Raw genomic sequence first — 13,345 nt, 5'->3', positions numbered from 1 at the left:
TGTGGGACTCGTTGTGTCTTCTGTTGGCAGGCGAAACGATCGATCGAGTTCTTTCCGCTACCTAGGGCATTTTCTATGACCGAAATGCCCTATTTGTGCTGGGCTTTTTTATACACTAGCACTGGGGTGAATAGTTACTTTTTCATATCGCACACCTCCAAATCTTTTAAAATAGTTTAATAATTATTGTTATTAATGACCGCCTGCAATTACTGCACGACGAAGTTCAAATGCACGTGGTTTTTTATACTCTTTTTTCATATCGCACACCTTCTATATAATACCTATTATCCTAACAAATAGTAGCTATCACGCTAATGATAATTATATTTAACTAAAAAAATTTTTTCAACTATTTATTTTCAGAAAATTATAGATTAAAATAATTTGTTAGTTAATAAATTATTTTTAAAAAAAGGGAGGTATGTATTAAAATGTATAATTCAGTAAAAGACTCTGTTCTAAATGAAATAATTAATCCATTAACAATCGATGATTTTTTAAAATCATATTGGCCTAAAAAACCCCTTGTATCTAATGGAGACCCAAATCGATTTGATGTTATTCCAGGATTCGACCAAATTAAAAATTTAAATGATATTCTGGAAATATATAATAACCCAGTAATGGTTGTAGGAAACGCCGTTATTGAAGAGTCTGGGGGTATAATGGATAGATTGTTAGTTCCATCTAATGAAGCTTTACAGTGGTATGAAAAAGGGGCTGCTTTAGAATTTGATTTTACTGATTTATTTATTCCCCGATCTAGAAGATGGATTGAAAGTTTAAAAAGTGATTTACGATTACCCGAAGGAACCTTATCTAAAGTAATTGTTTATGCTGCCAAGAATGGTGGGGGATTTAAGGCACATTTCGATGCTTATACAAATTTTATTTTCCAAATAAAAGGAGAAAAAATATGGAAACTATATGAAAATCATAATGTAGAAAACCCTACCTTACATTATGACTTAGCAGAGGCTCCTTATTATCCTGAAGAATTAAAGAAATATTGGACAGGAGAGCCTCCAGCAGAGGATCTTCCAGACGCAGATGTAGTAAAATTGACACCAGGATCAATGTTATATCTTCCAAGGGGAGTATGGCATTCTACAAAGTCAGATGAAGAAACGTTAGCAATTAATATAACTTTTGGACAACCTACTTGGTTGGATCTACTACTTTCTGAAATGAGAAGCCGCCTTGTAAGTAATAATAAGTGGAGAGAACTTGCACTAAATTATAATTCTCTAAATAATGAAGAGAAAAATAAAGTATTCAAAGATATTGACAATATGCTTTCTTTATTAAGAAAAGAAGTAGAAAAGATTACTCCTGGAGACTTATTAAAACATCAATCTGGAGACTTTGACCCATACCAGTCTACCCAACTAGTATTTAGACAACTATTAACTCGTTATTAGAAATAAAAAGTGAATGTTTGTAAATCCTGAATCCGTGACAAAACATCTTTACAATGATCACAAACCATTGGTACGATAAAGGAAAACTACGTTAACGACTTTTCATCAAGTAGGTGAATGTCATGAAAGATTTCCCGATTCGGTTTGTGTTGACAAATGAAGCGATTACTCCAAGTGCTGGGCTTGCTCTTGTGGGCTACTTACTACACCAAACGAAACTGGATAAACAACTAAGCGCGCTTCGGCTTCGAACCGTTCGTCGAGACGTGCACATTTCCCACATAGCGACGTCATTCTTGCTTACCACAGGAAAAACGGGTTTTGATCATATCGAAGCGGATCGTCAGGACGATCTCTTTTCGACATCGATGGGGATTCATCATCATATCCGTCAAGTTTAGCGCTAAAAATCGTTCTATCCATACACAGTGTTTGTGCCCATCGGATGAAGAAAAGAATATTTCTCATTTTAGGCATGCCAAATAACCCTCCCAAAGAGGGTTGTTTGGCATTTTTATCAATAATATTTGCTCTTCACCACAAGTTGTACTTGAGATTTTAAGATAGGTATGCATAGGGAAAATAGAGAGTTCAAAACATGCCAGTTCTTCTTTAGTAACTATTCAGCCACATCATAAAGTGAGCTGAATATTTTTTGTATTTCCTGTCTATGATGTGAATATTGATAGACAAGGAGGTGAATCGCATGTTGACGGTACAACAAGCTGTATTTACAGTTGAGAGCTTAATCGGCAAAGTTCAACAACAAAAACAGCTCATTCATCAACTTGTTCAAGAAAATGAACATTTGCGTCACGAAATCAAACAGCTGCGCAAAGAAAATGAACAACTGAAGTACCGTGTTCAAGGGCTGGAAGCACGCACGAAAAAAAACAGCTCTAATAGCCATTTGCCCCCATCTTCTGACCGTTTTGCCAACACACGTTCTTCTCGTCAACCATCTGGCAACAAGCCAGGCGGACAAGAAGGACATCAAGGAACGACGCTCCGTCAAGTGGAACATCCACATCATCGTGTCGTCCACCGTGTGCATACGTGTCAAGGATGTGGGGTTTCTTTGCGTGACGTCAAACCGTTCAAAGTCGATATCCGTCAAGTGTTTGATGTCCCTCCTGTGGCGATCGAGGTGACACAACATGAACGTGAAGTGAAATCGTGTCCACATTGTCGATGTGTTCAACAAGCCGAATTCCCATCCCATGTCACGAATCATGTGCAATACGGTCCACGGCTCACGGCGCTCGTTGTTTATTTACATCATATCCAATTGATCCCTTACAAGCGTTTAAGTGATACAATCGAAGCGTTATATCAACACTCGATTAGTACGGGAACTCTTGCCAATATGGTGAAACGAGGACGCGAATCGCTAGAATCGAATATGGACATCATCGAAGACGCCTTACTTGAATCCAACATCCTGCATGTCGATGAAACGAGTTTGCGCATCAATGGGAAACTCGCATGGGTGCATGTCGCGTGTACATCAAAATACACGTACTTGGCTTCTCACGCTTCTCGTGGAAAAAAGCGACCGATGATATCGGGATTCTTCCCCGATATGAAGGGACGATGATGCACGATGCGTTCGGTACGTATCCGAAATACACACATGCCACCCATGCCCTTTGTCATGCACACCATTTGCGTGAGTTAAAAGGATTCATCGAACAAGGGCATACGTGGGCGATGCGCATGACCACGTTTCTGTTAGCCGCCAAGCAAGCCGTCGAAGCCCATCACGGTGCACTTTCCGAAGAAGAAGCGAGACGATGGGAACGAGTGTATGATCGCATCCTAGAAAGAGCACAACATCGATTGGAAGCGAAGACGCCTCTTCCGAAAAAAGCACTCGCTTTTGTTCGACGCCTTCAAAAACGAAAGGAAGAAGCGCTGCGTTTCCTACATGAAGCTCATGTTCCCTTTGATGACAACCAAGCCGAACGCGATCTTCGCATGGTCAAAGTCAAAGAGAACATTTCGGGTACGTTTCGCGAAGAAACATTCGCCCAGTCTTTTTGTATCACAAGAAGCATCGTTTCCACACTCGCGAAACACGAAAAAAACGTGTGGGACTCGTTATGTCTTCTGTTGACGGGCGACACGCTCGATCGTGTTCTTTCTATCACTTAGGGCATTTTCTATCACGGAGATGCCCTATTTGTGTTGCGCTTTTTTACATACTACTATCGGGGTGAATAGTTACCTTCTTTACTTTAAAAGTGATCATAATATTTTTAGAAATTCAGGCAATATCCGCCATGCGCCATGCGCGAAAAGCAGTCGTCACCGTTTCGATCGACAAAGTTGACTTTATTTCGTCCGCAAAAGTAGGTGACATTTTAAAACTCGAAGCATTCGTCTACTCGACCGGACGCACATCCATGAAAGTATTCGTCAAAGTCGAAACAGAAGATTTATTTACAGGCGAACATCACTTAACAACGACATGCTTTTTAACGATGGTCGCCATCGATCAAAACAAAAAACCAACCCCTGTTCCAAAAGTTATCATTAGCGAACGGGAAGAACAAATCGTACAACTGTATCAGCAAAACAAACGAAACAACAAGGCATAGCATACATTCATATAAAAAACACACGTCCGATTACATGCATTGTAATCCATGACGTGTGTTTTTTAAGCTTTATTCCACCGTTACAGACTTCGCTAAGTTGCGTGGTTTGTCGACGTCGCAGCCGCGATGTAGTGCCGCATAGTAAGCAATGAGCTGCAATGGAACGACAGATGCAAGCGGCGTAAGCATTGGATGAACAGCTGGAATGACGAAACGGTCGTCCTCCATGTCTAATCCTTTCATGGAAATGATGCACGGATTGGCACCGCGCGCGACAACTTCTTTTACGTTCCCACGAATGCTTAAATTCACATGTTCTTGTGTCGCAAGTGCGATGACCGGTGTACCTTTTTCAATTAATGCAATTGTGCCGTGCTTCAATTCCCCGCCTGCAAAACCTTCTGCCTGAATGTAAGAAATTTCTTTTAGCTTTAATGCCCCTTCTAATACGACATAATAGTCAACCGCGCGACCGATAAAGAAGCAGTTGCGTGTTGTCGCTAAATATTCGCGTGCGATGTTTTCCATTTCATGTTTTGCGTCACAAAGTGTTTCCATCGCATTCGCTACAATACCAAGTTCTTTTGTTACGTCAATATTCAATTCGATGCCTTTTGCTTTTGCAGCAACCGCAGCTAACATCGCAAGCACTGCAATTTGTGCTGTATATGCCTTCGTTGAAGCAACAGCGATTTCTGGTCCAGCATGAAGAAGAAGCGTATAATCTGCTTCGCGCGATAATGTCGAACCTGGCACGTTCGTAATCGTTAATGATTTATAACCAAGCTCTTTCGTGCGCACGAGCACCGCGCGGCTATCTGCCGTCTCCCCGCTTTGTGAAATATAAATAAAGAGCGGTTTTTCCGATAAAAGCGGCATATTGTATGAAAATTCGCTTGCAATGTGCACTTCGACAGGGATTTTCGCCCAGTTTTCAATCAATTGTTTGCCGACTAAACCAGCATGATAACTCGTGCCGCACGCGACGATATATAAGCGATCCGCTTCATTAATCGCTTGCACAATGTCTTCATCAATCGCTAGTTCACCTTGTTCGTTGCGATATTTTTCAATTAAACGGCGAATGACAAGCGGCTGTTCATCAATCTCTTTTAACATATAGTACGGATACGTTCCTTTTTCAATGTCGCTTGCATCCAACTCCGCTACATATGGCGCGCGCTCTACTACTTCACCATTTAACTTTTTAATCGTCACACTTTCTTTTGTGACGATGACGATTTCTTTATCCATTAACTCAACATATTGGTTTGTCACTTGTAACATCGCCAGCGCATCGCTTGCGACGACGTTAAATCCTTCACCTAATCCAGCCAAAAGCGGGCTTTTGTTTTTCGCCGCGTAAATGATGCCATCATTTTCTGCATCAATTAAAGCGATCGCATACGAGCCTTTCAATAACGAAAGCGTCTTACGGAACGCTTCTTCCACCGACAATCCGTCATTTACAAACGTTTCGATTAACTGAACAATAACTTCTGTATCTGTGTCACTTTTAAACGTCACATGTGCTAAATAATCGCGTTTTAACAATTCGTAGTTTTCGATCACACCGTTATGCACAAGCGTGAAGCGGCCAGATGCACTTTGATGTGGATGAGCATTCACACGGTTTGGCACGCCATGTGTCGCCCAACGCGTATGACCGATGCCAAGCGGTGCATCTACATCTTCTGCAACAACGGCACGCAAATCGGCAATCCGTCCTTTTTCTTTAAATACGTGTACACCTTTTTCATTTAATAACGCAATCCCTGCAGAGTCATATCCTCGATACTCTAACTTTTCTAATCCGTACAATAAAATTTCTTTTGATGGTTGTTCACCAATATAACCAACGATTCCGCACATAAAAAATCCTCCCTAATCATAGGGGCAAGAAGGGGCTCTTGCCCCTTGAATAATTGATGAAATGGCGATGAACGTTCTTTCCTTTGTGCAAAGAGTCGCCTCTTTGTTTTAAGAAAGAACTTGCGGCTGTCATCGCTTCAGCCGGGAGGCATCCGCCGAACACTCGATAAACCTCCTCCTCGTCAACTAAGCTTTTTTCCGTCCAAGCTTAGTCCAGGCGCTTTTATACAGTTGTTTTCCGCTATCCTCCTCTCATGTAAGATGTCAAACAACAATAGTTTACAACAACAAAGGGGCAAACGTCAATGTGAATCGCTTACCCCTGTATAAACAAAATATGCATAAATGGAATAAACCGTTCCATTTATGCATATCGTTTACCGAAAACATTATTGTGCGCCAAAGCGCTCACGAATAACAGACGCAATGCGCTCGACGTATTGATCGCAAAGCTCATTTGTCGGTGCTTCTGCCATCACGCGAACGAGCGGTTCCGTCCCTGATGGGCGAACGAGAATGCGTCCGTTTCCAGCCATTTCTTCTTCTACCTCACGAATGATGCGTTGTACTTCTTCATTTGCAATGGCTTCATGTTTATCCGTTACTTTCACGTTCACTAGTTTTTGTGGATATTTTTTCATTTCTCCTGCCAGCTCAGAAAGTGGCTTTTTCGTCGCTTTCATAATGTTGACAAGCTGTAACGCCGTCAGTAACCCGTCGCCTGTCGTGTTGTAATCAAGGAAAATAATATGCCCCGATTGTTCTCCACCTAAATTGTAACCGTTCTTTTTCATTTCTTCGACGACATAACGGTCGCCAACAGCTGTTTGTACGCTTTTGATCCCTTGCGCTTCAAGCGCCTTATAAAAACCGAGATTGCTCATGACTGTTGAGACGACTGTTTGATGTTTTAAGCGCCCTTGTTCATGTAAATATTTCGCACAAATGTACATAATTTGGTCGCCGTCAACGATTTGACCGTTTTCATCGACGGCAATTAATCGGTCTCCATCGCCATCAAACGCTAAGCCAACATCGGCTCCTTTTTCTTTCACAAACGCAGCCAACGCCTCTGGATGTGTCGAACCGACACCTTCGTTAATGTTTAATCCATTTGGAGATGCACCCATCGTAGACACATCGGCATCTAAATCAGCAAATAAATGCGTCGCCAACGACGATGTGGCACCGTGCGCGCAATCAAGCGCGACGTGAATTCCTGAGAAATCTTCGTCTACCGTTTGTTTTAAGTATTGTAAATATTTTTGTCCGCCTTCAAAATAATCATTTACTTGTCCTAAATCTTTCCCGATCGGACGTGGCAACGTATCTTGTTCACTATCGAGAAGCGCTTCAATTTCTAACTCTTGTTCGTCAGAAAGTTTAAAACCATCCGGCCCGAAAAATTTAATGCCGTTATCTTGAACAGGGTTATGCGAAGCAGAGATCATAACCCCTGCTTGTGCTCCTAACGCTTTTGTCAAATACGCTACACCCGATGTAGAAATAACACCGAGGCGCATCACTTCTGCTCCGATAGAAAGCAATCCAGCAACAAGCGCTCCTTCAAGCATATGGCCAGAAATGCGCGTATCACGCCCGATTAACACTTTTGGACGGTCTTTATCTTTCGTTAATACGTAGCCGCCAAAACGTCCAATCTTAAAAGCTAGCTCTGGTGTTAATTCGCTATTGGCAATCCCTCGAACACCGTCTGTTCCGAAATACTTACCCATGCTATCGCTCCTTTTGTCATTACTCATTTCTTGTAATACGAATCGTTGCTTCTTTTTGCGGTAGTTTCCAGCGAACGTTTTGAGGTCCATTGACTTCAATAGGCACATCATGTTCACCGATACCTAATTCACTAACGTTTAAGTATACTTCAATATCCTTTAGTTGAATAGCGTTCAATACACGTTGAGCCCCTAAAGCCGTTAGCGTAATATTCCGATCAGCAGGATCGATAAATTCAGCCTTGTATGCGTCGTTTAGTCCAATGATTTCAATTGGAACTTCATCAAACGTTCTCTCTTTTTCTTGTTCAATTTCAATTAAAATTGTAACTTTTGCTGGATCTACAGCTTTCACTCCTTTTGGTACAGGTACATCGACTTGTAAAGTTGTATTACCTGTAATATCGCTTAAATCGACTTCAATGCCGCTAATAAATTCGATGTCGTCAATTTTTGCTTTTTGTCCAAAAATCGTTACTTCGCTCGGAATCACTTCCATTTTACTAATGCTTAATCCTTCTCGTAGCGTTCCTTTTCGATCGATTTTTAATGGGACCGTTTTGCTTGGGCTTTTAATTGGCACAGTAATGTCAACGATAGACGGCTCAACATCAAGAGGCAACACATTTCCTTCTTTATCATACACCGTCACTTTCGACTCTCGCTCAATCGTTTCTTCGACTCCTTTTAAATCGACACGTGCCTTCACTAACGCAACTTTTTCAATTAACGTTTTTGCTCCCGTCACTTTCACAATATTTGGTTTAACAATTGGCTGCTCCGGTGAATAACCGTCTGCCATTTGTGATTTATTAATGAAATCCACTTCGACCGGAAAATCTTTCGACACACGCTCGTCAATCGTTACCGTAATGGTAGCTGGATCAATCGTAACGCGTAACTTTTCAGAAATATTTCGGTATTTCAACGGAACTGTATGCTTACCAATTGGCAGTTTAGATAAATCAACATATACTTCAAAATCTCGTTGCAGCTTCGTTGGCGTGACGATGCTTTTCGGTCCCTCAAGCATCACATTAACGGATTGGGGGATACCAGAAACAACAAGGTTTTCTTGATCATAATACGCCACAACTGGAACATCTGTCACCGTTCCCACATCGGTTTGACCGACTGTGTTGCGCGACGTGCTATTGGATTGCGTTTCAATATTGACTGAAACGTAAATCATAAGCGCTAAAAGCAAAGAGAAAATACGTATAAACCATGGGCTATTCATCCATTTATCCACTTTTTTTCGCCCTCCACTGCCAACGAGATGAAGAAGTTGTCTTTGGTTGAACGAGCTCTCTCGTCAGCAATTCTCGCAATACATCTAACTTTAAGTCGCGGTAAAGCTCCCCATTTTTCGTAACAGAAACCGCTCCCGTTTCCTCGGACACAACGACGGTAATGCTGTCTGTCACCTCACTAATACCTAATGCAGCGCGATGCCTTGTGCCAAGTTCTTTAGAAATAAACGGGCTTTCCGATAATGGCAAGTAGCATGACGCTGCGGCAATTTGATTTTTTTGAATAATGACAGCTCCATCGTGAAGCGGCGTATTTGGAATAAAAATGTTAATAAGTAACTCTGATGAAACATGTGCTTGTAAAGGAATGCCAGTTTCAATATAATCGCCCATACCTGTTTCTCGTTCAATGGAAATAAGAGCCCCAATTCGCCGTTTCGCCATATACTCTGTCGCTTTTACAATCGCTTCGATCATGTGCGTTTGTTCTTCCTCTTCAGGCGTTGTGCTTCGCGAAAACAATTTGCCTCTTCCAAGCTGTTCGAGCGCTCGGCGTAGCTCAGGTTGAAAAATGATAATGATAGCTAAAAAACCCCATGTGATCGCTTGATCCATCAACCATTGCAACGTACTTAATCCAATAAAGCTACTTACAATTCGGACGAGAATGATGACAATAATTCCTTTAAGCAGTTGCACGGCCTTCGTACCGCGCACAAGCATAATAAGCTTATAAATGACGAACCAGACAACAAGAATATCTACAAACTTAATGAGGTAATTTACAAATGTCGGGAGCTCTCCAAATGGCATTCTTACACTTCCTTCACTCATTCTAATTGCTCTCACATGTAAAAAAGCCATCAATATGGATGGCTATTTCGTTAATGTTTTGGCGATATTGTAACCGACTCTTTTTACATTATACCAAATCCAATCAAATACTTCATTAACTTCTTCAATTTGTCCAGTTACTTCGCCAGCAGAAGCTAAATATTTATGGCCGTTAATGACCGTCACATTGCCTTGCACTTCTCCTTCAATTTTAATATCTCCGTTTCGGACAACAATATCGCCTTCAACGACTTTTCCTTCTGGCACGATGACCATATGATTTTGAACAATTAAATGTTCTTGTTTAGAAAATGAAAATTCATTATCCTCTTGCCAAACTGCCCATAAGCTGCTTGTGCTTAGCAAAAAGAACAATGAGGCAGCAGTCAAAAACGGATGATGAGTAAACCATCTTTTCCAACGCACACGCCGTTTTTCACGAGGTAAATTGTACATCACTTTTTTAACAAAATCGTCTGAAGGGGTAAAGTGGGAAACATTTTCGACAAACGCCACCGTTTTTTCCAATGCATAAAAATGCTCTCGACATACTTCACATTGTTGAATATGGCTGCGCAATCGTTGCTCTTCTTCTTTTTGAATGTCTCCGTCTAAGTAATCATGCATCCATTGAACGATTTTTTCAGAGCATGGCATCTGTCTCACTCCTTTTTCATCATAAATGGCCTAAATGTTTACGCAATGCTTCACGACCACGATGAATGCGCGTTTTCACCGTACCAATTGGCAAATTTAAAATGTCACTAATTTCTTGTAGTGATAGCTCATCAATATATTTTAAGACGATAACGGTACGATATTTTTCTGGAAGCTTTAAAATCGCTTCTTGCACCATTTGCTGCAGCTCTAAGCTTTCTAACGCATCTTCCGGAGAAGCTCCTTCATCTGCAAGCTGCGAATACATCGTTAACCCATCCGTCCCCGATACTTCTGCATCTAAATAAACATCAGGCTTTTTTTTACGCATGCGGTCAATTGATAAATTCGTCGCAATGCGATATAACCAAGAAGAAAACTTCATTGTCGGATCGTATGTATGAATGTTGACATACGCCCGAATAAACGCTTCTTGTGCAACATCTTCTGCTTCATGACGATTTCCTAACATGCGATAGCACAGTTGATAAATTTTATCTTTGTACATTTCGACAATATCTGCAAACGCGCTTTGATCTCCTTTTTTAATCGCTTTAATGCGTTGTTTAATAAACATGTCCATTCCATATTTACCTCCGCACGGGGGCTACTATTTTATACGAATAACATAAAGCAAAGTTCCATAAATCGCAACGAATATGTTAATATTTTAAAAAAAAATGGAGAGGGGCATCATGCCACCCTCTCATACAAGCTTCTCACCAAACAATGATCCCATTAAAGCAACAGCGGTTGCAGCTGTTTTATTACGTTCATCTAAAATCGGATTGACTTCAACAAATTCTGCAGAAGTAATGATCTGTGCTTCAGCTAACATTTCCATAGCTAAATGGCTTTCGCGATACGTAAGTCCACCAATTACCGGTGTTCCAACACCCGGTGCGTCATGTGGATCAAGTCCGTCTAAATCTAAGGAAAGATGCACACCATCTGTTCGTTCCTTCAAATAAGCAATCGTTTCTTCCATTACTTTTGTCATGCCGAGCCGGTCGACTTCATGCATCGTATATATTTTAATTCCTTTTTCTTTAATTAATTGTTTTTCCCCTTCATCTAGCGAACGAGCACCAATAATTACAATATGTTCTGGTTTTACTTTTGGGCTATAGCCACCAATCATTGTTAAAGCAGGATGACCAAGTCCTAAACTTGCAGCAAGCGGCATGCCATGAATATTTCCAGAAGGCGATGTTTCTTCTGTGTTTAAATCTCCATGTGCATCATACCAAATGACACCTAAATTTTTATAATGTTTAGCCACTCCCGCAAGCGTTCCGATCGCAATGCTATGGTCCCCGCCAAGCACAAGCGGAAAACGACCTCTTGTTACAACTTCATCGACCGCAGAAGCAAGTTTTTCATTTGCTTCTGCAACCGCTTTCAAGTTTCGTAATTTTGGATTCGTCACATCTTGTTCGCGCTCGGCACGACCAATTTGAATATCTCCCAAATCTTCGATATCATGGTTTAAACTTTCTAAACGTTCAACTACGCCAGCATAACGAATGGCGCTTGGCCCCATATCAACACCACGGCGCGTTTGTCCTAAGTCCATTGGCACTCCAATAATCGAAATGTTCATCTTGATCTCCTCCCCTCGTTGCATCTGTTGTTTATTGTACATGAGGAGAAACAGTTGGCTCAACTCGACAACTTTTTGAATATTTATTCTATGAAAAACAGAAAAAAACCTTAGGTATTCCCTAAGGTTTCGACAAGATGGAGCCTATCGGGATCGAACCGATGACCTCCTGCGTGCAAAGCAGGCGCTCTCCCAGCTGAGCTAAGGCCCCATGGAGCGGAAGACGGGACTCGAACCCGCGACCCCCACCTTGGCAAGGTGGTGTTCTACCACTGAACTACTTCCGCAAAAAGTGAGCCATGGAGGACTCGAACCTCCGACCCTCTGATTAAAAGTCAGATGCTCTACCTGCTGAGCTAATGGCTCATTAATAAATTAAAAAACCTTATTCGATTTTGCTTTACCTGTCCCTTCCTCTACTAGCACACTCAAGATGTCAAGTGCGTCGGGACAACTCGTAACATATTCGAAGAAGTTTTGCTCGTTGCTGAGCTAATGGCTCATCATATACATGGCTGGGCTAGCTGGATTCGAACCAGCGCATCACGGAGTCAAAGTCCGTTGCCTTACCGCTTGGCTATAGCCCATTGATATAACTTCATGAGTTAACTTCTCAGAATTTACTTCATGAATTAACACCGCAGGATTATTTTGAGAATTTCTGAAGGAAATTCGCGAAATAATCCGACATTGATATGACAAAAATGTATGTAATCATTGCGTGAAAACAATCATGGTGGAGGGGGACGGATTCGAACCGCCGAACCCAAAGGGAGCGGATTTACAGTCCGCCGCGTTTAGCCACTTCGCTACCCCTCCGCGGATGGTGCCGGCTGCAGGACTTGAACCCGCAACCTACTGATTACAAGTCAGTTGCTCTACCAATTGAGCTAAGCCGGCATATGGTGGAGGATGACGGGATCGAACCGCCGACCCCTTGCTTGTAAGGCAAGTGCTCTCCCAGCTGAGCTAATCCTCCACAAAAGATGACCCGTACGGGATTCGAACCCGTGTTACCGCCGTGAAAGGGCGGTGTCTTAACCACTTGACCAACGGGCCAACATACGACACACAAGCTTCCAACCGGGCTTGAACCGGTGACCTCTTCCTTACCATGGAAGTGCTCTACCAACTGAGCTATGGAAGCACTGGCTCCGCAGGTAGGATTCGAACCTACGACCGCTCGGTTAACAGCCGAGTGCTCTACCACTGAGCTACTGCGGAATAATACATCATCTTGCCCGGCAACGTCCTACTCTCGCAGGCGGTGTCCCGCCAACTACCATCGGCGCTGGAGAGCTTAACTTCCGTGTTCGGGATGGGAACGGGTGTGACCTCTCCGCCATCGTCACCGAGCAATAATGCT

General features: G+C 42.1%; 8 protein-coding genes, 10 tRNA genes, 1 rRNA gene and 3 pseudogenes. 4 read left to right on the top strand and 18 right to left on the bottom strand.

Features of this window, described 5'->3' with window-relative positions; genetic code table 11:
- Positions 1–434: 434 nt before the first annotated feature.
- From K1I44_RS14310 to K1I44_RS14295, 4 genes and pseudogenes are all read left to right on the top strand, one after another.
- Complete coding sequence (locus K1I44_RS14310) at positions 435–1,424, top strand: JmjC domain-containing protein (RefSeq protein WP_219986547.1); 990 nt, start codon at positions 435–437, stop codon at positions 1,422–1,424.
- A gap of 122 nt (positions 1,425–1,546) precedes the next feature.
- Positions 1,547–1,807 (top strand): annotated as a pseudogene (locus K1I44_RS14305) (IS1380 family transposase); the annotation flags it as partial.
- 323 nt (positions 1,808–2,130) lie between these two features.
- Positions 2,131–3,578 (top strand): annotated as a pseudogene (gene tnpC / locus K1I44_RS14300) (IS66 family transposase).
- Positions 3,579–3,685: 107 nt separating this feature from the next.
- Positions 3,686–4,024 (top strand): annotated as a pseudogene (locus tag K1I44_RS14295) (acyl-CoA thioesterase); the annotation flags it as partial.
- Between the two features lie 69 nt (positions 4,025–4,093).
- On the opposite strand, the gene glmS reads toward K1I44_RS14295, so the two are convergent.
- The 18 genes from glmS to rrf all read right to left on the bottom strand — a co-directional run bounded on the left by glmS (position 4,094) and on the right by rrf (position 13,335).
- Entirely contained in the window at positions 4,094–5,896 is a 1,803-nt protein-coding gene (gene glmS, locus K1I44_RS14290; protein WP_219986546.1) for a glutamine--fructose-6-phosphate transaminase (isomerizing), read from the bottom strand.
- Between the two features lie 389 nt (positions 5,897–6,285).
- On the bottom strand, positions 6,286–7,632 hold the full coding sequence (gene glmM, locus K1I44_RS14285) for a phosphoglucosamine mutase (RefSeq protein ID WP_219986545.1): 1,347 nt from the start codon (positions 7,630–7,632) through the stop codon (positions 6,286–6,288).
- A gap of 19 nt (positions 7,633–7,651) precedes the next feature.
- Entirely contained in the window at positions 7,652–8,884 is a 1,233-nt protein-coding gene (locus K1I44_RS14280) for a CdaR family protein (RefSeq protein ID WP_219986544.1), read from the bottom strand.
- The gene (gene cdaA, locus K1I44_RS14275) at positions 8,877–9,698 is read right to left on the bottom strand and encodes a diadenylate cyclase CdaA (protein ID WP_219986543.1); all 822 of its coding nucleotides are present in this window, start codon (positions 9,696–9,698) and stop codon (positions 8,877–8,879) included. The genes K1I44_RS14280 and cdaA overlap by 8 nt, the downstream gene beginning before the upstream one ends.
- 63 nt (positions 9,699–9,761) lie before the next feature.
- The gene (locus K1I44_RS14270) at positions 9,762–10,376 is read right to left on the bottom strand and encodes an anti-sigma factor family protein (protein WP_219986542.1); all 615 of its coding nucleotides are present in this window, start codon (positions 10,374–10,376) and stop codon (positions 9,762–9,764) included.
- Positions 10,377–10,395: 19 nt separating this feature from the next.
- Positions 10,396–10,959 (bottom strand): RNA polymerase sigma factor SigW, encoded by a 564-nt coding sequence (sigW, locus tag K1I44_RS14265; RefSeq protein ID WP_219986541.1) that lies wholly within the window; start codon positions 10,957–10,959, stop codon positions 10,396–10,398.
- Between the two features lie 123 nt (positions 10,960–11,082).
- Positions 11,083–11,979 carry an arginase gene (gene rocF, locus K1I44_RS14260; RefSeq protein WP_219986540.1) on the bottom strand — a complete coding sequence of 299 codons (897 nt, stop codon included), beginning with the start codon at positions 11,977–11,979 and terminating at the stop codon, positions 11,083–11,085.
- Between the two features lie 138 nt (positions 11,980–12,117).
- A tRNA-Ala gene (locus K1I44_RS14255) sits at positions 12,118–12,190 on the bottom strand.
- A 1-nt stretch (position 12,191) separates the two neighbouring features.
- Positions 12,192–12,266 (bottom strand) — tRNA-Gly (locus tag K1I44_RS14250).
- 6 nt (positions 12,267–12,272) lie between these two features.
- A tRNA-Lys gene (locus K1I44_RS14245) sits at positions 12,273–12,345 on the bottom strand.
- A gap of 146 nt (positions 12,346–12,491) precedes the next feature.
- A tRNA-Gln gene (locus tag K1I44_RS14240) sits at positions 12,492–12,566 on the bottom strand.
- 147 nt (positions 12,567–12,713) lie between these two features.
- Positions 12,714–12,798 (bottom strand) — tRNA-Tyr (locus tag K1I44_RS14235).
- A gap of 5 nt (positions 12,799–12,803) precedes the next feature.
- Positions 12,804–12,879: transfer RNA gene (locus tag K1I44_RS14230), tRNA-Thr, on the bottom strand.
- A gap of 3 nt (positions 12,880–12,882) precedes the next feature.
- Positions 12,883–12,958: transfer RNA gene (locus K1I44_RS14225), tRNA-Val, on the bottom strand.
- A gap of 8 nt (positions 12,959–12,966) precedes the next feature.
- A tRNA-Glu gene (locus K1I44_RS14220) sits at positions 12,967–13,038 on the bottom strand.
- Between the two features lie 15 nt (positions 13,039–13,053).
- Positions 13,054–13,126, bottom strand: a tRNA-Thr gene (locus K1I44_RS14215).
- 2 nt (positions 13,127–13,128) lie between these two features.
- A tRNA-Asn gene (locus tag K1I44_RS14210) sits at positions 13,129–13,203 on the bottom strand.
- Between the two features lie 15 nt (positions 13,204–13,218).
- Positions 13,219–13,335, bottom strand: a 5S ribosomal RNA gene (gene rrf / locus K1I44_RS14205).
- Between the last annotated feature and the right edge of the window lie 10 nt (positions 13,336–13,345).

The organism is Anoxybacillus sp. ST4, from assembly GCF_019448545.1.
GTDB classification, from domain to species: domain Bacteria; phylum Bacillota; class Bacilli; order Bacillales; family Anoxybacillaceae; genus Anoxybacillus; species Anoxybacillus pushchinoensis.
Note: the sequence above shows the minus strand (reverse complement) of the source record. Positions and strands in the feature narration are given on the sequence as shown.

What these genes read in the sequence shown, in the direction of transcription:
- glmS (WP_219986546.1), bottom strand. Translation starts at nt 5,896, where the DNA reads ATGTGCGGAATCGTTGGTTATATTGGTGAACAACCATCAAAAGAAATT.
- cdaA (WP_219986543.1), bottom strand. Translation starts at nt 9,698, where the DNA reads ATGCCATTTGGAGAGCTCCCGACATTTGTAAATTACCTCATTAAGTTT.
- K1I44_RS14310 (WP_219986547.1), top strand. Translation starts at nt 435, where the DNA reads ATGTATAATTCAGTAAAAGACTCTGTTCTAAATGAAATAATTAATCCA.
- K1I44_RS14270 (WP_219986542.1), bottom strand. Translation starts at nt 10,376, where the DNA reads ATGCCATGCTCTGAAAAAATCGTTCAATGGATGCATGATTACTTAGAC.
- sigW (WP_219986541.1), bottom strand. Translation starts at nt 10,959, where the DNA reads ATGGACATGTTTATTAAACAACGCATTAAAGCGATTAAAAAAGGAGAT.
- glmM (WP_219986545.1), bottom strand. Translation starts at nt 7,632, where the DNA reads ATGGGTAAGTATTTCGGAACAGACGGTGTTCGAGGGATTGCCAATAGC.
- rocF (WP_219986540.1), bottom strand. Translation starts at nt 11,979, where the DNA reads ATGAACATTTCGATTATTGGAGTGCCAATGGACTTAGGACAAACGCGC.